The organism is Frankia sp. CeTa3Moorea, from assembly GCF_978021225.1.
Genome location: NZ_CDXDOR010000029.1, coordinates 20,503 through 41,410, shown reverse-complemented (window position 1 = coordinate 41,410; position 20,908 = coordinate 20,503). Strand labels below are relative to the sequence as shown.

General features: G+C 69.6%; 18 protein-coding genes. 3 read left to right on the top strand and 15 right to left on the bottom strand.

Annotated elements, in window-relative coordinates; all coding sequences use genetic code 11:
* Positions 1-2 precede the first annotated feature (2 nt).
* Both AC08OV_RS08120 and AC08OV_RS08115 read right to left on the bottom strand, forming a co-directional pair.
* Positions 3-836: a L,D-transpeptidase gene (locus tag AC08OV_RS08120; RefSeq protein ID WP_476619500.1), complete on the bottom strand. Its 834-nt coding sequence runs from the start codon at positions 834-836 to the stop codon at positions 3-5.
* Between the two features lie 13 nt (positions 837-849).
* Positions 850-1,821: a hypothetical protein gene (locus tag AC08OV_RS08115; RefSeq protein ID WP_476619499.1), complete on the bottom strand. Its 972-nt coding sequence runs from the start codon at positions 1,819-1,821 to the stop codon at positions 850-852.
* 1,317 nt (positions 1,822-3,138) lie between these two features.
* Here AC08OV_RS08115 and AC08OV_RS08110 point away from each other — a divergent pair.
* Together AC08OV_RS08110 and AC08OV_RS08105 are read left to right on the top strand one after the other, a co-directional pair.
* A complete protein-coding gene (locus AC08OV_RS08110; RefSeq protein ID WP_476619498.1) occupies positions 3,139-4,038 on the top strand; it encodes a MurR/RpiR family transcriptional regulator in 900 nt (299 codons plus the stop codon).
* 1,181 nt (positions 4,039-5,219) lie between these two features.
* On the top strand, positions 5,220-6,422 hold the full coding sequence (locus AC08OV_RS08105; RefSeq protein WP_476614320.1) for a cytochrome P450: 1,203 nt from the start codon (positions 5,220-5,222) through the stop codon (positions 6,420-6,422).
* 115 nt (positions 6,423-6,537) lie between these two features.
* On the opposite strand, the gene AC08OV_RS08100 is transcribed toward AC08OV_RS08105, so the two are convergent.
* Positions 6,538-6,837, bottom strand: coding sequence for a hypothetical protein (locus AC08OV_RS08100; protein ID WP_476619497.1), 300 nt, complete (start codon positions 6,835-6,837; stop codon positions 6,538-6,540).
* A 149-nt stretch (positions 6,838-6,986) separates the two neighbouring features.
* On the opposite strand from AC08OV_RS08100, the gene AC08OV_RS08095 reads away from it, so the two are divergent.
* Positions 6,987-7,817, top strand: a complete 831-nt coding sequence (locus AC08OV_RS08095; protein ID WP_476619496.1) for a PhzF family phenazine biosynthesis protein — start codon at positions 6,987-6,989, stop codon at positions 7,815-7,817.
* Positions 7,818-7,984: 167 nt separating this feature from the next.
* Here AC08OV_RS08095 and AC08OV_RS08090 read toward each other — a convergent pair whose 3' ends face one another.
* From AC08OV_RS08090 to AC08OV_RS08035, 12 genes are all read right to left on the bottom strand, one after another.
* A complete protein-coding gene (locus AC08OV_RS08090) occupies positions 7,985-8,410 on the bottom strand; it encodes a cold-shock protein (RefSeq protein WP_462186345.1) in 426 nt (141 codons plus the stop codon).
* 602 nt (positions 8,411-9,012) lie between these two features.
* Positions 9,013-10,092 carry a hydrogenase expression/formation protein HypE gene (gene hypE, locus AC08OV_RS08085; RefSeq protein ID WP_476614318.1) on the bottom strand — a complete coding sequence of 360 codons (1,080 nt, stop codon included), beginning with the start codon at positions 10,090-10,092 and terminating at the stop codon, positions 9,013-9,015.
* Entirely contained in the window at positions 10,082-11,254 is a 1,173-nt protein-coding gene (hypD, locus tag AC08OV_RS08080) for a hydrogenase formation protein HypD (RefSeq protein WP_476614317.1), read from the bottom strand. Before hypD ends, hypE begins: the two co-directional genes overlap by 11 nt.
* Positions 11,251-11,556: a HypC/HybG/HupF family hydrogenase formation chaperone gene (locus AC08OV_RS08075; protein WP_476614316.1), complete on the bottom strand. Its 306-nt coding sequence runs from the start codon at positions 11,554-11,556 to the stop codon at positions 11,251-11,253. The genes hypD and AC08OV_RS08075 overlap by 4 nt, the downstream gene beginning before the upstream one ends.
* 7 nt (positions 11,557-11,563) lie before the next feature.
* The gene (gene hypF, locus AC08OV_RS08070) at positions 11,564-14,011 is read right to left on the bottom strand and encodes a carbamoyltransferase HypF (protein ID WP_476614315.1); all 2,448 of its coding nucleotides are present in this window, start codon (positions 14,009-14,011) and stop codon (positions 11,564-11,566) included.
* 180 nt (positions 14,012-14,191) lie between these two features.
* Positions 14,192-14,404 (bottom strand): hypothetical protein, encoded by a 213-nt coding sequence (locus tag AC08OV_RS08065; RefSeq protein ID WP_462186348.1) that lies wholly within the window; start codon positions 14,402-14,404, stop codon positions 14,192-14,194.
* Positions 14,405-14,431: 27 nt separating this feature from the next.
* Positions 14,432-15,139: a DUF5947 family protein gene (locus AC08OV_RS08060; protein ID WP_476614314.1), complete on the bottom strand. Its 708-nt coding sequence runs from the start codon at positions 15,137-15,139 to the stop codon at positions 14,432-14,434.
* On the bottom strand, positions 15,136-15,711 hold the full coding sequence (locus AC08OV_RS08055; protein WP_462186350.1) for a NifU family protein: 576 nt from the start codon (positions 15,709-15,711) through the stop codon (positions 15,136-15,138). The genes AC08OV_RS08060 and AC08OV_RS08055 overlap by 4 nt, the downstream gene beginning before the upstream one ends.
* Complete coding sequence (locus AC08OV_RS08050; protein WP_476613667.1) at positions 15,704-17,497, bottom strand: nickel-dependent hydrogenase large subunit; 1,794 nt, start codon at positions 17,495-17,497, stop codon at positions 15,704-15,706. Before AC08OV_RS08050 ends, AC08OV_RS08055 begins: the two co-directional genes overlap by 8 nt.
* Positions 17,498-17,542: 45 nt before the next feature.
* Positions 17,543-18,622 (bottom strand): NADH-quinone oxidoreductase subunit B family protein, encoded by a 1,080-nt coding sequence (locus tag AC08OV_RS08045; RefSeq protein WP_476613668.1) that lies wholly within the window; start codon positions 18,620-18,622, stop codon positions 17,543-17,545.
* Positions 18,619-19,206 (bottom strand): hydrogenase maturation protease, encoded by a 588-nt coding sequence (locus AC08OV_RS08040; protein WP_476613669.1) that lies wholly within the window; start codon positions 19,204-19,206, stop codon positions 18,619-18,621. The genes AC08OV_RS08045 and AC08OV_RS08040 overlap by 4 nt, the downstream gene beginning before the upstream one ends.
* Complete coding sequence (locus AC08OV_RS08035) at positions 19,203-20,894, bottom strand: hypothetical protein (RefSeq protein ID WP_476613670.1); 1,692 nt, start codon at positions 20,892-20,894, stop codon at positions 19,203-19,205. Before AC08OV_RS08035 ends, AC08OV_RS08040 begins: the two co-directional genes overlap by 4 nt.
* Positions 20,895-20,908: the final 14 nt, after the last annotated feature.

The following is a 20,908-nucleotide window of genomic DNA, read 5'->3' as shown; positions in this document are numbered from 1 at the left end:
GGTCAGGCGACGATGTCGACCGGCGTGCCCAGGGGCAGCATGCCCGCCAACCGGGTGATGTCGCTGTTGCTCAGGCGGATGCAGCCGTGGCTGACGTCACGCCCCAGCGTATGGGGCTGGTTGGTGCCATGCAGACCGATAATCGGAGCATGGCCTTCGAAGGAGGCCAGTGAGGTGGAGAAGCCCGAGATGCCGAAGGCGAAGGGCCCGTAGGGTCCGGTCGGGTTCCGCGGTCGCAGCAGTTCGGTCAGGTAGTACCGCCCCCCGGGAGTCGGTGTTTCCGTGGTTCCGACCGCCACCACGAACAAGGATATGAGCGTGTTCCCGCGGTACAGCCGCAACTGGTGGGCTCCGCGGACGACCTGCAGGTGGTAGGCGGTGGTGCTGGCGCGGACCTGGTCGTCCCTGATCCATCCTCGGCTTCCGTTGGGCCATACCGGCAGCAGGACCTGCCACCATCCGGGCAGCCTCGCCGTGACGAGAAAGACCCGTGGCGCGCCCGCCTCGTTCGGGTTACTCAGCCGCGACGCGGGCCGGGTGGACACGGGCGTTGGGTAGACGTCCACGCCGGCGACGGTCGCGGTCAGAATCGTGTTCACCGCCTCCGGTTCGGCCGCCGCGCCGCGAGAAGACATAGCGGTGACCGAAGACCTGGGGGTGGCCGAAGACATACCGGTGGCCGAAGACCTGGCGCCGATGCCCTCACCGCCAACCGCGCAGGCGGCCGGGAACAGCAGCCCGCACACGGCGACCACCAGCGCGGCCGACGCGCGCGGCGCCGACAAGCCGGCGGGTGGTCGAGGCCGCCGGGTGCCCGCGTCCGTCACCTCTGTCATCCCATAGAGCCGGTCATCCCGTGAAGGGGATGGTGTTCGTCGTGATCGGCGTCGCCGGTGCCGTCGTGCCGGTGCCGGTGCCGCCCTGTTGCCCGGGCGAGCCCTGTGGCGTCATGCCGCTGGTTACGGGTGATGTCGAGCCCGTCCCCTGGGCTGGGGCTCCCGTTCCGAGGGCCTTCGCGGTACTCAGGTTCTGTCCGCCACCGGTCGACTCCCCAGTGCCGGGAGTCTGTCCGCTACCAGAAGCCTGTCCACCGCCAGAAGCCTGCGGGGACGAGGGCGCCTCGCCCCGCGCGCCCGGCGCGATACCGGCTCCCGGGGCGACGGGGCCGGTGCCGGTAGTGCCGGTAGCACCGGTAGTGCCGGTAGCACCGGTAGTGCCGGTAGTGCCGGTAGTGCCGGTAGCACCGGTAGTGCCGGTAGTGGTGGCGGTCGACGGGCCAGGTCCGGTGGCCGGCACCGGCCGGCCCTGGGTCGACACACCAATCGTCGGCAGCTGGGGTGAGGGATTCCACGACTGGTCGAACGCGCGGGCCACGACAAGGGAGGAATGCGTGTCCAGGGTGCGCGAGGCACCCGCCGCCAGCACCCCGTTGCCACCCCGCCCCTCCTTCGAGAACCAGCCGAAGGCGACAGGATGATCGGTGACGTTCCTCAGCGTCCACGAGACCATGTCGTGCCCGCCTGCCGATCGCAGCTCGAGCGACCGCAGGTGGCTCTGGACCCGGTTGATGTCGGCCGCCCCGATCGAGTAGGCGCGGAACAACGGGTTGATCTGTGCGACGACATGAGGCGGGGTCGGGTTGACGACGACGTTGTCGATACTCACGTCGAGATCTGGCCGCAGGGCGGAGCCGCCCGGGAGCGTGACCTGACTGGAACCGGGCACCCCGTCGGGGAACGCGGCGCCGGCTGGACCGGCCACGGCGGCGGCCAGGGCGCCGGCAGCACCGACAGCGGCAAAATACATTTTTCGCGAGCGCATAGCGGGACGCCCCTTCCCTGCGTAATTTATCGGCGTACGTGTACGTTGAATCGCTCTGGCGACAGTACTCTGCGACGTCCTCGTGCTACCCCGCACGATCTCACCATGTACCCCGTCCGGGCTAACACGGCGGCGGGAACCGGGCGCGGACGGTCCGCCCCCTGCCGTGTGTGCCGGGGATTTTTTCCGCACCCACCAGGAGACGTCGGCGAAAGCTGTTCGGCCGGCGTGTTCCGACTCACCTGTCCTCACCAAGAAGACGGAGGACGGCGATACGATTATGTCGGGCTCTCCGAACGGGCCGGGTCCGCGGATGTGGTGTGTGCAGGATGATGGCCGCCAGCGCGCCGGAATGGTCGGTGCGGGAAACGGGATCGGCCGGGACCGGGCCCACCCGGCACCGCCGGAACCAAGGAGGGTGATAAGGAGGGCTACGCAGAACTCATGGAATAGAAAGAGAGCGCCCGGATCACGGAGAATACCGACCGACAGGTCGGGAGCGGACGCCGGTGGTCGGTGTGCAGTACTTGCCAGGCCCTGCAGTACTCGCCAGACCCTGGAGTTGGCGATGGCCCGGGTTGCGCCCGGTCAGGTGGTGTCCTCCCGAGTAGAGTTCCGGGCCGGAACTCTACGACCGACACGACAGCAGGGCTCCATAGGTGTCGCGCCGGTTGCCGTCGGACAGCCGGTTGTAGGTGAGGTAGAGCGTGCGGCGGGGGTGGCCAGAGTGGTTGGGGGCGCTGCCGGCCGGGGGCCGGCGGCCAGTCTTCGACCTCCTGGGCCCATCGGCGCAGCAGGGCCAGATCGTCTCCCGGCAGGAAGCCGTGGACGAGCCAGACGCCCGTCCCGCGCCACCGGTCGAGATCGGCGGTCACGTGCGACCCCAGCCGGGCCATGGATCCGCTTGGCAGACTCACGCTTCACCCTTTTGTAAAAAATCACCTAACCGATACAATCTCAAGTAACGAATTTCTATCGCGTGATCCAACCTTGCCAGCTACGACACTCGGATCTCCCTGGCGCTATCCGAAGATGATCGGCTTACCGAGCGGCAAGCCGGTGGACGGCGCCCCAACGATCCGCCCGACCTCCCCATCGACTGCCCCCGCCCTGATCCACGGCCATGACCGTAGACGACCGTAGGCAGCAGAAGAAAACATCCTCTTAACAGGATATATTAGATAGATAGAATTTTCATACAGTAAGACTTCTACCGAAGAAACAGATCTTCATCCGACCCGTGCGGCAGATGATAGTACACCACCGGCAAGCCGGAAGCCGGAAAGCGCGAGGATGGCGACAACGTTGGGAGAGACCATGACCGGACCGACGGCCGTCGAGGCGATCGACGAGCCCGCCCAACCCATCCCCGGGCCGGGCGGCACCATCGCGCACCTACGCGCCTGCCTGCCGACTCTCACTCCCAGCGGTCGCAAGATCGGCCAGCTGATCCTCAGTGACCCGAGGGAGATCGTTCACCTCACCGTCACCGATCTCGCCGATCGGACCGGCACCTCCGTCGCGACCGTGGTCCGGTTCTGTCAGGACCTCGGCCTCAAGGGCTTCGCCGACCTCAAGATCCGTCTCGCCGGCGAAGCGATTCCCCCCGAACGCGGCCTTCACGAAGACGTCACTCACGCCGACTCCCCTGCCACCATCCTGGAGAAGATCCTCCGCAGCACCGAGGCGGCCCTGTCCGAGACCACCCGCACCGTCGACCGCACGGCATTCGCCCGCGCGGTCGACGCCCTGCATCGCGCTGACCGGGTCCTGCTCATCGGCGCGGGGACGTCCGCCCCGCTCGCCCAGGACGCCGCCTACCGCTTTCGCACCCTCGGCCTGCTCGTCGAAGCCCCCGCCGACGCCCACGTCCAACATGTGGCCGCGCGCCTGCTGCCCCCCGCCTCCGCCTGCCTGGCCATCAGCCACACCGGGCAGACCCGCGAAACCCTGGCCGGCGCCGCCGCGGCGCGCGCGGCGGGGGCCACGACCATAGCCCTCACCAGCTTCTTCCGATCCCCCCTGACGAGGCTGGCCGACGTAGCCCTCGTCGCCGGCAGCAGCGAAACAAACTACCGAGTCGAGGCCATGAGCAGCCGCATCATCCACGCGACGGTCCTCGACGCCCTGTTCGTGGCCGTCCATCTCGCGCAACCCGACCGCGCCCAGAAAGCCCAGGAACTCACCGCCGAGGTACTTACCGAACACCGGATCTGACGCCCAAGTTCACGGAGGTGAACCCGCGGAGCGCGACGGCGAGGGTGGCCGTGGCCAGGGTGGCCATCTCCCGGTCCGGTACGGGGCCGGCGGCGGTATCGGCGGTCCTCTCACCCCGCCCGGACCGCACGAACTAAGCAAACCGCGCAAACCGTGCAACCGTGCGCCGGCCTCCCACCGCACCCGCTCGCACCCGCTCACTCAGGCGGCGCCCACGATCCTTCGGCCGACCTTCGGCCGGCGAATCTGGGGGACCTGAGCACGGTCCGCGGTCCCTGGACCGTGCCTTGCTCCCCACAACTCGGCCGGTCCGGCCGGACGCCGGCCACGCCGGGCGACCGAGATACCAGATGATAATGCATTCGCTATCTGCATTCACTATCTGCGTCCGGCGCCGGAACATTCACGTTCAGTGGCGCGGTCACTGCCGGGAAGGGCGTCACCTGCACCACCGAGGTGGCATCCGACGGGAAGTACGGCGGGACGCGGAGGGCGTCCCGATCGGCGTGAAATCCTTCACGCGGCACGGAAGGGCGCGACACGTGATTCCCGTCGTGATCGCCTTGCCGGGCCTGCCGTAGACCATGACGGCGAGCTTCCGAAAAAGCGCCGTGACCACGCTCGGCGTGAACGCCCCGCCCACCAACCGACACAATTGGGTAGTCAGATCACGGCCCGCTGCTGCGCCCCGGAGAGCACGAATGAGGGCACGAATTAGGGCACGAATGAGCCGACCCTCCCAATCCTTCCGGTAAAGTCGGACGGGACCCGGACCCGGACCCGGACCCGGACCCGGACCCGGACCCGGACCCGGACCCGGACCCGGAGCGTGAAAAGCGGAGCGTGAAAAGCGGCCAGAACCGTTGAGGCATGCCGCCGAACCTGGCGGACCGTCACGGCCGGGACCGTTACGGATTCCCCGCGCCGAGGGCACCATTGCCGGCGCACAGGCCATTGCAAGAGGTTTCGGGCGTCCGGCCGACGGCTTCCTCCGATGCCACCCGACTCCGCCTCGAGCCGTTACCCGAACAAGCCAGCCGCAGGGGCGGCGGAGGCTTTCCCTCGCATCCACCAACGATTCGATAGACATCAGCACCACTCCATTGCCTCACCGGTCAGTCATGACGGCCCTGAAGCCGCGCCCCCGGCCGGTTTCCGGAGTGCCCTGGGAAGGAGAATCCATGGCGGATCCCGTGGTGACCGACGTCGGGACGTCGGCACGCAAGATCAACCGCGAAGACCCGAACGGCGGATGCCCGGTCGTGCAGGACGCCGACGGCGCATGGCGGATCAGCGGGTACGCCGCCGGACAGGCGGTGCTGCGCAGCCTGGAAACCAAGCAAGCCGGCCTCGGTATCGACGCCTCTAAGGCGATCCCCAAGCGGATCCGCCGGCCGGTGCTGCACAGCGACGGCCCCGAGCACCGGGAACGCCGCCGGCTGACCGCACGATTCTTCACTCTACGCAGGGTCGACGAGCACTACCGCGAGCTGATGCACCGCGTCGCCGACGAGCAGATCGACCGGTTGCGCCGCGAGCGGAGCGTCGACCTGTCCGAGCTCAGCTTCGCCCTCGCCGTCGAGGTCGCCGCCGCGGTGATCGGCCTCACCAACAGCCGCCCCGGCATGGCCGCCCGCCTGGAACGGTTCGCCCAGGGAGACCTCGGACCGCCGAATGTCACCAGCATCCGCGGCATCAGGCAGTTCATCCGGCAGAACCGCCACGCCCTCGCCTTCTACCTCGCCGACGTGCGCCCCGCGGTACGCGCCCGCCGTCGGCGACGCACCGACGACCTCATCTCACACATGATCGATCAAGGCTGCACCAACGCCGAGATCTTCGCCGAGTGCGTCACCTTCGCACCCGCAGGAATGATCACCACCCGGGAGTTCATCAACGTCGCCGCCTGGCACCTGTTCACCGACGACACACTGCGCGCCCGCTACCGCGACGCCGACCAGACCGAACGGATCGCGATCCTGCACGAGCTCCTGCGATTGGAACCGGTCATCTCCACTCTCAAACGGCGCACGACAGCCGACATCCACCTACCGGGCCCACGCGGCCCGCTGACGATCCCAGCCGGCGCCCAGATCGACATCGCGGTGAGCAGCACCAACGTCGACACGCAGGCCATCGGCGCCGACCCGTACACGGTCCGCCCCGCCCGCCCGATCGGCGACGGCGTGAGTCCGGCGGGGCTGAGCTTCGGCGAGGGGCCCCACAAATGCCCCGGCGCACACGTCGCCATCCACGAAACCGACATCTTCCTGCACAAGCTGTTCATGCTCGACGGCCTACGCATGGCCAGCCCACCTCAGGTCACCCTCCGGGACGAGATCGCGGCCTACGAGCTGCGCGGTCTCGTCGTCGCGCTCGACTGAATCATCGCGTTCGGTTGAATCGTCGCTCTCGATTGACCTGGCCCCACGCGCCCGGCACCAGGTACCGGGCACCAGGTACCGGATCCGCGTCGTCGCCGACGATGAACCTGAGGCGTCACGGCACTCCCGGATCCATCACTCCCGGATCCATCAGCTCGGCCTGGCCGTTACGGATCTCCGCTCGGGCGTGCGCGACGAGCTCCTGAACGTCCCGTTCCACCTCGTCGGGGCCAAGCCCGAGCGCCGGCCCGATGTGGAGCGACCACACCTCGGACCGCAGGTTGGTCTCGGAGTCGGGTTCGGCACGGAGGTGGCACGGAGGTTCTGCCGGGCGGCCTCGCGGTTCTGGCGGAGGCGGGCGGCCACCCGCCTCGGCGTGATGGGGTCGGCCATGGGTGTCGGCGGAGGAACTCACGCCTTCATGCTGATATGCACCCGGAGGCATTCCCGCGCCGGCCCGCTCCTGGTGACGCCCCATCGTCTCCAGCCGCCTGGCGATCGGAATCCAGGAATTCCTCGCCCGCATCCGCGCGGTCAGCCGGCGGGCCGCGGGACACTGGGCCGATGCCGCGTCCCTTCCAACAGATCGATGTCTTCTCAAGATCCCCATATCAGGGCAATCCGGTAGCCGTCGTACTCGACGGATCGGGACTCGACCCGGAGGAGATGCAACGGTTCGCCCGGTGGACGAACCTCTCGGAGACCACCTTCATCCTGCCGCCCACCTCACCGGACGCCGACTACCGGGTCCGGATCTTCACGCCCGGTGCCGAGCTGGCCTTCGCGGGGCATCCCACGCTGGGTACCTGCCACGCCTGGCTGACCACCCGGCCTCCGGCCGAACGGGGCGATGTGGTCGTTCAGGAGTGCGGTGCCGGGCTTATTCCCGTTCGGCGGACCGCGGACGGACTCGCGTTCGCCGCACCCCCGCTGCGACGCTCGGGGCCGGTCGAGGAGGCACTCATCCAGCGCATCAGCACGGTGCTGGGCATCGCCCGCGACGACATCGTGGCCGCCGAGTGGGCGGACAACGGGCCGGGATGGATTGCTGTTCTGCTCGACAGCGCCGAGGCGGTCCTCGCGTTGCAACCGGGCATCGTCGACCTGCATCTCGGCGTGCTCGGCCCGTATCCGCCAGAGTCGACCGAGACGTTCGAAGTTCGGGCCTTCTTCCCCGTGAACGGCACGATGAGGGAGGATCCGGTAACCGGAAGCCTCAACGCGTCCGTCGCCCAATGGCTGCTCCGGACCGGACGAGCGAGCGCGCCTTACACCGTGAGCCAGGGAACACTGCTCCACCGGACCGGACGGGTGCACATCTCCGCTGATGCGGACGGCACGGTCTGGATCGGCGGCGACACGATCACCTGCGTGTCCGGCTTCGTCGAGCTGTAGGTTCCCCCGGCGGGAAGAACCGCCGCCGCGCGAGACGCCGAACGACGGCGCCTGCCCGGCTCCGCCGGACCGCCCGCGCGATCCAGATCCTCCCGCCCCCGAGGCCCCGAGGCCTCCCACGTCCGGGCAAGAGACGGCCGGACGCGGGAAAGGCGCCCGGATACGCGTCAGTTTTCGATCCAACCGTACTTCTCGGCCACGCCCATCAGCTCGCTTCTGACCCGAACTATCTGCGTCCCCGTCAGGGTCGGGTCGATCCGGAGCAACAGTTCGGTGATTTCCTGGGTGAACTCCCCGACCGGCAGGACGTCACAGAGAGCGTCGGAATCGTCCGCGTGGACGGTTCCCCTCGTCGGCGCCGGAGCGGCCAGGCCCGAAGCCGCAGGCGTGGACCTGAGGATGCGGGCCGAACTGGCCTTCAGCCCACGCTCGCCCTCCTCGATCTCGAACTCCATGACGGCCCCGGGGACGACGAGATTCTTCTCAACAAGAAGATCGTTGGCATGTAGGAAAATATCGTCTCCTCCGTCGCTGGGAGCTATGAAACCGTAACCCCGAACATGGTCGAAGCGAAGAACCTTACCTGTACTCACGACTCACCTCAACAACACCCGAAAGACCATACGATTATCCACCGCTACTTCGCCCACCCAACCGCCACGTGGCGGGCCGGACGGCTCGAGAGTGAAGCATACCCCCACAGCCCCAACCGACCGCAAGCCCGACGCATCCACCCTCACCCTCGACGGAAACAACCGCGCCAATGCCCACCCACGCTACCTCGGTTGAGACCAACGTTCAACGCGGAACGATGGGTCATCCTTTCGCGATTACGACCACACCCCCAAGACGGATCCGCGATCACAGAAACGAACGTGTGTTCGACACTGCCGGGCGAGGGGGCTACGCTTACAACCATGTTCACGTCCACACCGTCCCCGGCCACCTGACCATGATTGTCGCCATCCCGAGCCGCCGACGCCTGTCTCCGAACGTCCGGAGGACGTCCTCGCCGCATTCCGCCGGACGCCCGCGCCGCGCCGGTCAGTCACTCCCTGAGCCCCGGCCCGCCACCGAGAGACTGACAGGCATGCACGTCACCATTCCACCTGCCCGAGGATCTCGCCGAATTCAGCGACAGAGGCGCGGACCAGAATGCACGGGTCCGCCCTCAACTCGAAAACAGCTCAGGGATTCAGCAGATTCGGGGAAGTTGCTCGCCGACCGGGAGGTCCACCACGCGGCTCGCGCCGAGACCGGTCCTCGCGACCACCATTCCCGGGTGTTCCGCGGTCACCGTACCTATCACGGCCGCGTTTCGGCCGAGTGGGCACGCGCGCATCGCCTCAAGCACCCGATCGGCGTCCCGCGGCGCGACCATCGCCACGAGCTTGCCCTCGTTGGCAATGTAGAAGGGGTCCAGCCCGAGAATGCTGCAGGCATCGAGGACCGGCTCGGGAACGGGAACATGCCGTTCGGTGATGACGATTCCCACCCGCGCGGTCCGCGCGATCTCGTTGAGTGTCGCGGCCAGTCCTCCGCGCGTCGGGTCCCGCAGGGCGTGCACGTCCGCACCGGTGCGCAGCATAGCGCCGACCAGTCCGTGCAACGGAGCGGTGTCACTGCGGACCTCCGTGGCAAATTCCAGGCCCTCCCGGCAGCTGAGCACGGCGATCCCGTGCAGCCCGATCTCGCCGCTGACCAGGACGACGTCGCCCGCCCGGGCCCGAGCGGGCCGGATGTCGACGCCGTCGGGAACCAGGCCGATCCCCGCCGTGTTGACGTAGACCCCGTCACCGTGACCGGCATCGACGACCTTGGTGTCACCGGTTACCAGCCGGACGCCCGCGGCACGGGCCGCCGCTCCGAGCGCATCCGCCACCCGGCCGAGATCGGTCAGCTCGGTGCCCTCTTCCAGGATGAACGCGGTCGAGAGGTACCGGGGTTCGGCGCCGGACATCGCCAGGTCGTTGACAGTTCCGTTGACCGCGAGATCGCCGATCGAGCCGCCGGGGAAGAACAACGGTCGAACGACGTAGGAGTCGGTGGTGAACGACACCCGTGCGCCGTCGACGGTGACCACGGCCGCGTCCCCCAGGTCCTCCGGACCGCCCGCGCCGGCGACTCCGAAGGCCGGCAGGAAGAGATGCTCGACGAGTTCGGCCGACATCGCGCCCCCGCCGCCATGCCCCATCACGATCGTGGGGCACTCCACCAACGGCACAGGACAGGTCCACCCGGCCGGATCCACCGCCGTCACGGCCTCATCCACCATGTCCCACCTCCAGCGCACGTCCCACCTCCAGCGCACGTCCCGCTTCCGGCGAGGCCTGCGCAACCGCCGGAGAGGTGCTCATCCGGCGGTAGAGGTAGTAGGCGGCACAGGCCCCTTCGGAGGACACCATGGTCGCGCCGAGCGGGGTCCGCGGCGTGCACTGCCGTCCGAAGGCCACGCACTCATGCGGCTTGATCAAGCCTTGGAGCACCTCGCCCGATCGGCACGCCGACGACTCGGCCGTGTGGACGTCCGCCACGGCGAACCGCAGCTCCGCGTCGAAGTCGCGGTAGGCCGGCGACAGGCGCCAGCCGCTGCCCGGGATGACACCGATGCCCCGCCAGGCCCGGTCGGCCACCTCGAAAACGTCCCGCAGCATCGCGATGGCGGCTGGGTTGCCGGCGGCCGGAACCGCCCGGGGATAGGCGTTCTCCACCTCGTGTCGGCCGGCCTCCAGCTGCACCACGGTGCGCCGGATGCCCTCGAGGAGGTCGAGTGGTTCGAAGCCGGTGACCACGATCGGCACGCCGTAACGCCGCGCCAGAGCCGGGTACTCGCCGGTGCCCATCACGCTGCAGACGTGACCAGCGGCCAGGAACCCCTGGACACGGCAGCTCGGCGACTCCATGATCGCAGCGATCGCCGGCGGTACCAGCACATGCGACACCAGCAGGGAGAAGTTGCCCAAGCCGAGCCGTTTCGCCTGGAAAACCGTCATCGCGTTGGCCGGCGCAGTGGTCTCGAATCCGATCCCGAAGAACACGACCTCCCGATCGGGGTTGCGCTGGGCGATCGTCAGGGCGTCCAGCGGGGAGTAGACCACCCGGATGTCGGCACCCGCGCTCTTCACCCGGAAGAGGTCCCGATCGCTCCCCGGCACCCGCAGCATGTCGCCGAAGGAGCAGAAGATGACGCCCGGCCGCGCGGCGATCTCCAGAGCCCTGTCGATGATCTCGAGCGGGGTCACGCACACCGGGCAGCCGGGACCGTGGATCATCTCGATGCCCTCGGGCAGAAGCTGATCGATACCGTGCCGGATGAGCGAGTGGGTCTGCCCACCGCAGACCTCCATGATCGACCATGGGCGGGTCGTCGTCGCGTGGATCTGTTCCAGCAGCCGACCGGCCAGCTCCGGATCCCGGAACTCCTCCAGATACCTCACCGCGTCATCCCCTCCTCCTCGCCGGCCCCGCGGGCCGTGGCACTCACACCGTCCGCACCGTCACCCAACTCCTCGGTCAGGAGTCCCATCCGCGCGAAGGTGGCCAGCGACGCCAACGCCGACCGTTCGTCCAGCCGTTGGATCGCGAACCCCACATGCACGATCACGTACTCGCCGACCGTGATCTCGGGCAGGTACTGCAGGCAGACGTCCTTGCGCACACCTCCGAAATCGACCTCGGCCATCCGGGCCCCGTGGCGTTCCTCGATCCCCACCACCCGTCCTGGAACCGCGAGACACACCTGTTCCTCACCCCTTTTCCCGCGCCTTTTCCCGCGCTGCGGCGACGAGCAGCTGACCGAGAGCGATCCCCCCGTCATTCGGAGGTACCCGCGCATGCCGCAGCACCGTGAAGCCCCCCGCACGCAGTGCCCTGGATGCAGCCGTCGCCAGAACGGCGTTCTGGAAGACCCCGCCGGTGAGTCCGACCAGGTCAAGGCCCACCTCTACGCGTGCTCGCCGGGCGAGGTCCACGATCATCGCCACGACGGCTGTATGGAAACGGGCCGCGGCGGTGTCCACGGCGAGCCCGGCCGACAGATCCCTCACCATCGCCCGGATGACCGGCGCCGGGTCGATAATCAGCGGCCTGCCCGGCCCCTGCCCGCGCAAGGCGAACGCGTGGCGTTCGCGGTCGTCCGCGCCGCCGCCGGTCGCGGCCCGCGCCCGGGCCTCCAGCTCGATCGCCGCCTGCGCCTCGAAGTCGACCTCGTGACGGATGCCGAGCAGCGAGCTGACCGCGTCGAAGAGCCGCCCCATGCTGGAGGTCGGCACGCAGCCCAGCCCGCTGGCCAGCTGGTGGGTCAGCGCCCGCCGCTCCGGCTGCGGGCAGGCGACGACCGGCGGCAGGGTGGGATCCCAGCGGACTCCGGCGGCGTGCAGATGGGCAAGCGCCATCCGGCAGGGCCGCCGAACCGCGGCGTCCCCACCGGCAAGCGGCACATAGCCCAGGTGGGCGAAGCGCCGGAACCCGTGGTAGTCGGCGATCAGCACCTCGCCGCCCCACACGGCCCGGTCGGGGCCGTAGCCGGTCCCGTCAAAGGCGAATCCCACCACCGGCCGGGTGCCGTCGAGGCCGTGCTCGGCCATCAGCGCGGCCACATGGGCATGGTGGTGCTGCACGGTCCGTACCGGTCGGCCGGCAGCGTGCCGCACCGCCCACTGGCGCGACCGGTAGCCCGGGTGCGCGTCGGTGACGAGCTGGCGGGGGGTGACGCCGGTCAGGTGCTCGAGGTGCCGCTCGGCGGCATCGAGGGCGCGCATGGTGGCCAGGTCGTCCATGTCCCCGATGTGCCCGCTGAGCCAGGCCGACCGGCCCGAGCCCAGGCCGCAGGTGTTCTTGAGGTCGGCCCCGACGGCCAGCGTCGGGGGCACCTCGAACGGCAGCGGCACCGGCAGCGGCGCGTAGCCACGCGAGCGGCGTACCGGCGACGGGGCACCGTCGACCACCCGGACAACGGAGTCGTCGCAGGGCACTCGGATCGGACGGTCGTGGCGCAGCCAGCCATCGACGAGCGGAGCGAGCCGGCGCAGGGCGTCGGCGTCGCCGGCCGCGATCGGCTCGCCGCCGAGGTTCCCGGAGGTCATCACCAACGGCGGCCATCCGGCGGTGCCGACGGTTCGATGGACGGGCCCGGGCTCGCCTGGCAGGCCGAGCAGCAGATGGTGCACCGGCGTGTAGGGCAGCAGCAGACCGAGATCGGGGTTGTCCGGGGCGACGGAGTCGGCGAGCGCGGGACGGCCGTCGCGGCGACGGCGCACCAGCACGATGGGCCGAGCGGGGTCGGTGAGCAGGGCCGCCTCCCACTCGTCGACATGCGCCAGGGCCCGGGCCGCAGCCAGGTCGTGGACCATGACGGCGAACGGCTTGCCGCCGCGCCGTTTGCGGCGTCGCAGGGTCGTCACCGCCGTCGGGTCGGTCGCGACGCAGGCGATGTGGTAGCCGCCCACCCCCTTCACCGCCAGGACGCCACCGTCGGCGAGCAGCCGCCGCGCCGCAGCGAGCGCGTCCTCGCCGGTCCGCGGCGCGCCCGACGGCGACACGAACTCCAGGCGCGGTCCGCACGCCGGGCAGGCGATCGGCTGGGCATGGAAACGCCGGTCGGCCGGATCGGAGTACTCCCGCTCACACACGGGGCACATGGCGAACCGGGCCATCGTCGTTGCCGGCCGGTCGTAGGGAAGGTCGGTGATGATCGTGAACCTGGGTCCGCAGTTGGTGCACGTGATGAACGGATGCCGGTAACGCCGGTCCGCGGGGTCGGCCAGTTCCCGCAGGCAGTCCGGGCATGTCGCCACGTCGGGGGCCGCCGCCGTACGCCCGCCCGCGGCCGGCCGGGACCGGGCGATCGCGAAGCCGGATCCGCCACAGGGCGGAAGTTCCGTGGTCACGACCCGCTCGACCATGGCCAGCGGCGGCACGTCGCAGCGAAGCCGGCGGGCGAAGTCCTCGACCGCGCCGGGGGTTCCCTCGACCTCCGTGACCACGCCGCCGGTGTCGTTGCGCACCCAGCCGGTCAGAGCCAGCTCCGTCGCGGCGGCGTGGACGAATGGCCGGAAGCCGACCCCCTGGACCAGCCCCTGGACGACGAACCGTCGCCGGGCCCGGCCGCCCGGGCCGGCCTCCCGACTCGGTTCACCGGCCCCGCCCACCGAGAGCGCCGGCCGGGTCATGCGGCCCGCCGTGCCGTCCGCCATCACATCTTCTCGATCATGATGTATCGGACGAGGGCCGGATACTCCCTCCAGAACAGGCCGACGGCACCGGCCACGCCGACGGTCGCCAGCACCAGCTTGCGACTACTCATGCTCCACCTCCTCGGTACCGCTTTCTCATGGGTATCCGCGGGCTTCGGGTGGTGCGCCGCCCGCTGGGCGCTACCCCGGCGGCAGGTTGGGCATGCTCCTCGGTGCGACGGGATTGCGCCTCTTCGGCCGGACGCCGGTGGAGCGCCGTGCGTCGGCGCTGCCATCGGCGTGGTGCCCCGCCTGCCATCGGTACGAACCGGTCGCGTTGCCCTGCGCTACCCCCTTGACGTGCGCGGTGGCGTCCGGCGCGACGTCGGGCTTACCGACCCGGATCTCAGCCATCTCGTCCTCCCCTCCCTCTCTTTCCTCTCAGCCCCGCCCCGCGGGGCCCGCGCGGCCCTGGCCCGTGAGATGGACCGGCCGTGCGGGCGCAACGGGCTCCCGGACCCCGGCCCGCACCGGGCTTGCGGGCCGGCGGCCGAGATCGGCGAAGAACCCGTCGATCGCCGGCCGCACGCGCCTGCCTCCGGACAGGCCCCTCCACTCCCGCCGGATGACCGCCACGAGCCGGTGACAGTCGTCGACGGGAACGATCCAGTGCTCGTGGCGGCCGTGGGCGGTGTTCGTCAGCAGCGCCTCGACCAGCGGTGTCAGGTCACCCAGCGCCGGGCAGCGCCGCACGATGCCGCGCCACGTGCCGGGCTCGACGTCCCAGCGGGTGGCGCCCATCGGGCTGGGATAGCGGGCGCTGACCGAGCCGTCGGTCCCGACGACGAAGAACGCCAGCCCCACCGGGGTACCCAGCTCGTCCGCGTCGAGTGCGGGAAGCCGCAGCCGTCGCCGGGGAACAAGCCGGAAGTGCCCACGCCCGGCCGCCTCCCGGTCGAACAGCAGCGCGCACGCCTGGCAGGCGCAGAGCAGCTCGTCGCGTTGTTCGTCGAGGATGTGCCGATGCTCCGCCGGCACGGCGGTCCGGCACATGTCGCAGCGGGCCTCGGCCGCGCCGGCGCGGCCGGTCGCGGCGCGCACAAGCCGCCGCAACGCGCCGTCGGACGTCGGGGACGTCGGGGACGTCATGGGCCCACCCCGTCAGCGACGGGCCGGGCGAGCACCGTGTCGAGGGGAACGAAGGCGGTCCGCTCGGGTGCGCCCGGCGCGGGCAGGCGCCGGACGTCAGACAGCTCCGGCGCGACGGCGAGCACGGCCTGGCGAACCGCCTCGGTGATCCCCGCCGAGGTCGAGCCACACCCGCCGAGGGTCAGCCGGACCTCGGCCACCCCCCGTTCGATCCCACTCAGCTCGATCTCCCCACCCCGGTCCCGGATCCCGGGCCGAAGCTGTTCGATCGCCCGCGCGACCCGGGCCCCGACCGGCTCGGGATGGACGTCGTGCAGGACGAGCAGATGGTCGAGCAGCTCGTCGCCGGTGAACGCGGCGAGCACCTCCGGGGCCCCCGACGCGTATCCGACGGCTCGGGCCAGCGCCTCGCCGTACACCGCCGCGAGTGTCGCCACCGCATCGATCGCCAGCTCGCCACTCGGCCCCGGAATGCGCTCCACCTGCGCCAGCACCTCGTCGAGGTGGGCGAGCCGGCCCCGCACGGCGAGATCGTCGAGCCGGTGCCCACCCGCGCCGTCCGGATCAACCATGGCTGGCCCCGAACATCGGCGAGTGCACCGTGCGCAGAGTGCGGCCCCGACCGAGATACATGTGCACCCCGCAGGGCAGGCAGGGGTCGAAGCTGCGCACCGTCCGCATAACGTCGACGCCCTTGAACCCCTCCGGACCGTTCTCCTCGAAGATCGGCATGTTCTGGACCGCGTCCTCGTAGGGGCCCGGGGTCCCGAAGAAGTCGCGGGGGCTGCCGTTCCACGGCGTCGGCGGGTAGGGGTGATAATTGGCGATCTTGCCGTCGCGCACCACCATGTGGTGCGACAGCACACCGCGCACCGCCTCGTGGAAACCGCAGCCGATCGTCTCGTCCGGCACGTCGAAGTCGCAGAACACCCGCGTGTCACCCGAGCGCACCCGATCCATGCCCTGCTCGAGGAAGTACAGCGCCATCGCCGCCGCGTAGGCGACGAAGTAGACGCGGGCCCGGTCCCGCTCGATCGCGTTCGACCAGGCCGGCGGCTTCCACTGCAGGTCGACGGCGGGCAGCGTGCGGCTGCGCGGCAGCGAGATGTTCACCGCGCCCCCGGTTGCGGTGACGTAGGGGGTGTTCACCAGTCCGGCGAGCGCCGTGGTGTAAAGCCGGGCGAAGGGCCCTCCCCCGGTATCCAGGGCGAGATGCTCGCCGCTGCGGGCGTCGAGCCACCGCGGGCTCATCACCCAGCTGTACTTCTCCCCGAAGTCCCGCTTCTGCGGCACCGGCAGCGTCGTCTGGTTCCACGGATGGCGCATGTCGACCGGATTTCCGAGCGGATCCCGGGTGACGAACGGCTCCTCGTTCACCCAGTCCTGGTAGAAGGAACTGCCCAGCAGGATCCGGATACCCAGATTGATCTCCACCAGGTCGGTGGTCAGCAGATCGCCATCGACGACGATCCCGGGTGTCACGTGCATCGCCCGGCCCCAGGTGGTCATGTTCTCGTACCGGTAGTCCACGACGTTCGGATCCTGGAACGCGCCCCAGCAGCCCAGCAACACCCGGCGGCGGCCGACCTCCTCGTAACCGGGCAGCGCCTCGTACCAGAAGTCGAACAGGTCGTCGTTCAGCGCGACGGCCTTCTTGACGAAATCGAGGATCTCCATCAGCCGGCTGAGGTAGTCGGTGAACACCGTCGGTTCCGGCATCGTGCCGACCCCACCCGGATACAGCGTGGAGGGGTGCACGTGCCTGCCCTCCATCAGGCAGAACATCTCGCGGGTGATCCGGCTGACCTTGAGGGCCTCCCGGTAGATCTCTCCCTCGAACGGGTTGAACGAGCGCATGATGTCAGCGATAGTCCGCATGCCGTGCACGGCCGCGTTCGGTGCGGCAGTGGCCTCTGCCCGGGCCAGCACGCCGGGGTTGGTCTGCTTGACCATCGCCTCGCAGAAGTCCACGAATACCAGGTTGTCCTGGAAGATCGTGTGGTCGAACAGGTACTCGGCGGCCTCTCCGAGATTAATGATCCATTCCGCCATCGGCGGGTTCGCGATGCCGTACGCCATGTTCTGGGCGTAGACCGAGCAGGTGGTGTGGTTGTCCCCGCAGATGCCGCAGATGCGGCTGGTGATGAAACCCGCGTCCCGCGGGTCCTTGCCCTTCATGAACACCGAATAACCGCGGAACAGCGACGAGGTGCTGTGACACTCGGTGACCCGCCGATTGGCAAAATCGATCTTCGTGTAGATCCCGAGATTGCCGATGATGCGCGTGATTGGGTCCCACGCCATCTCCACGATCTGGGCGGGCTTCTCCCTGGTTCTCGACTGCCTGGCCGTCGTCATCGCACAATCCCTTCGGCATCGCTGGGCCCGGCCCTAGGCCCGGTCCTAGGGGCGGTAACGCGGGTCGTAGCCGGTGGTCAGCAGCTCCCGGTTGTGCCGCCACTTCGGCTCGGTGTTCGCCGTCGCATTGGTGATGCCACGCAGCCTGCGGATAAACGACCCGTAAGGTTTGATCGCGAGCGAGGACAGGCTCGCTCCCGGCGGCATGTCCATGAACGGCATGAACTTGTCCGGGAATCCCGGCATCGTGCAGGCGATGCAGATGCCGCCCACGTTCGGGCAGCCGCCCAGCCCGCCCATCCATCCGCGCTTGGGCACGTTGCAGTTCACCACCGGACCCCAACATCCGATCTTCACCTGGCACTTCGGCGAGTTATAGTCCTTCGCGAAATCGGCCTGCTCGTAGTAGCCCGCCCGGTCACAGCCCTCGTGCACGGTCCGGCCGAAAATCCACTGGGGTCGGAGCTGGTCGTCCAGCGGTGGCGGTGGTGCCGCGCCCGCCGCGTGGTAAAGCACCCAGGTCAGCGTCTCCATGAAGTCGTCCGGTTGGACCGGGCAGCCGGGGACGTTGACGATCGGCAGGTTGCCGGCGGAGGTGAAGTCATGGCCCAGGTAGTCGGCAAGGCCCATCGACCCGGTCGGGTTGCCGGCCATCGCGTGGATCCCGCCGTACGCGGCGCAGGTGCCGATCGCGACGACCGCCCACGCCCTGGGGGCCAGCCGGTCGATCCACCAGTTCAGGGTCAGCGGCTGGCCGGTGTCCGGATCGTTCCCGAACGACGTCCAGTACCCGTCGCCGTGGATGTTCTCGTTCGGAATCGAGCCCTCGATGACGAGGATGAACGGCTCGATGTCACCGCGGGCCGCGGCTCGGTACGGGGCCAGGAACTCCTCCCCGCCGACGGTCGGCGACAGCACCTTGTTGTGCAGATGGACCGTCGGCAATCCCGGCACGAGCCCGGTGACGACATCCTCGATCGCCGGCTGGGAGGCCGCGGTCACCGACACCGTGTCGCCGTCGCAGCTCATCCCCTCGGAGATCCAGAGGATGTGCACCTCGTCGAAACCGCCGCGTCGCGGGCTCCCGGGCTGCGGAGTCACGGACTGCGGGTTCGTGGCCGTCATCTTGGCCTCTCCCTCCTACTGGCGGATGCTGGGGATGGATCCCACGAGCCGGGGTCTCGGATGATCTGCGCGATGAGCCGCACCGCGTCGTCGACGGCCATCCCCGCTGCGCGGGACAGTCCCATCCGCTCCTCGACGACGGCGGGTCGGCAGCCGACGACCAGCACTCGGCCGACATCGCCACCGAGGCCCCGCAGCAACCGCAGGACCACGTCGGGAGACATGCCATGGGCGTCCATGACGGGGATCTCGTCGACGGGGATGTCGTCCACGCCGGCCCCGTCAAGTTCGGGCCGGAGCACCGCGAGAGTCCCCGGTGGATCGGTCGACGGGACCGCGTCGACGAGGATCACCACGTCGTACCGGCCGTCGAGGAGCTCATAGGCGAGATGCACGCCGCGGATCCCGTAGTCGACGACGTCCACCCCGGCCGGCAGGTCCGCCGGGTCGATGCGGCGCACGACCTCCACCCCGAATCCGTCGTCGCCGAGGAACACGTTGCCGATCCCGGCCACGAGGACGCGCGGTGGGCCCGCGGACGGACCCGCGGACGGACCCGCGCGGGTGGGCGCCGGCCCGCTCATGACGCACCCGGTCCGTCGGTGAGCGGTGCCAGCTCCTCGGGTGCGAAGTAGTAATGACGGCCGTACCACCGGTGCAGATCGACGGCCGGGTCGTCGTCCAGGGACACCGCGACGTGCCAGGCGCCGTCGACGTCCAGAAAGACGGCCTGAACCCGGGCCTCTCGCCCCATGAGAAACATGTCGTGCGCGTCGCTTCCACGGCCGCTTCCACGGCCACGGGGATGCAGCCGGACCCGACTGCCCTTGGCGATCATCACGCCGTCCAGGGAAACACTGTCGCTGTCCGGACGGACCGACCGGTCCGCCTCCGGCTCCCACCATCGCGTGGTCGCGGCGGCGACCGGTGCGGCAACCGGTACGCCGGCCGGTGCGGCCCCGGACGACGGAACCGGTCGCAGCGACCGGACGGCACCATGCAGGCGGGCGAGGGTGTCCCGCGGAATGCCGTCGACCCGGTCGATGATCTCCGCGGCGCGGCGATCGGTCGCCCGGGCCTCGTGTTTCTCGTCGTCGGTCAGAGCCAGCGTGCGCAGCGAGAGGATTTCATCGATCTCGGTGGCGTCGAAGAGGTCACCCGGGCTCTCGGGGGCGATCCGGGGATGATCGTACAGGATAATCGGCGAGGACAGCATCACATCCGGCGCTCCGTCGGCACCGGCGAGAACGGGAAAGGTGTGGATGTTCTCGCACCCCCGTGTCGCCCCGGCGGCCCAGGTCGGCGGATCGAGCAGCGAGAGGAACCGTCCCCCGCGCACACCCAGGAGGCTGTGTGTCGCGATCATCGATCGGCGCAGCGCCATCGGTCGCGCGGCGCCGACGGGGACGTCCGCCACCGTGTTCTCGACGGCCAGGCGCAGCCGGTACAGCCGGAAGGGAGCCGCAGCCCGCGTCACGGACACCCGGACCGTCGCCGAGACCGGCCACCGCCGACGAACCACCCGAGCCGCACCGCCGCGCCCAACGTCGCGGCCCGCCAGGTTGCCGCGATCGTCCAACGGCTCAATCTCCATGCCACCGGGCAGGCTCAGGCTGAACGACTCTCCACGATCAGCCTGTTCCGCCGACCGGCCCCGCACAGCCGGGTCGGCCGGGTCGGCCAGGTCGAGAGTGAGACCGACCTCGCGCGGCACCGCCTCGTCGAAACTCAGCCGAGCAGTACCGTCCGCCTTCAGCGCGTCGACCTCACCGAACGCGCCGTCGGCCCCTCTGGCCTCGACCGAACGGCGCTGGAGCTGCAGAAAGCGCAGCCGGACGACGACCGAGGCGGTCGGGGACGGCTCAAGAAGACAGTCGGTCTGCTGGCACCACGCATCCGTCGATCCGGCGACGGTCCGTGGGACCGGCCCACCCGCCTCGACCCAACGCCGCGGCGCGAGCACCCCGAACTGCCACCGCATCCGGTTCTTGCCCGAGGAGCGGCGATACGGATAGAGCAGGTAGCCCTCGTGCAGCACCGCGTCAGCCACTGCACGGGCCGACGCGAAACCGGCTGGACAGCTCCCACCGGCCTCGTCAGCACCGATGCCGGCCCCCACGTCCACGTGAAGGGTGGTCGGCGCACCGGGCGTCGTCATCATGGCGAGCGGCGCCCAGGACAGGACGAACCCGCGAGCAGCATGACGGTCCCCCTTCGGCGGAGCCGTGGCACCACCCCTGGGGACGATGCCCACCGTACTGTAACTACGCATAATTACGCATTATG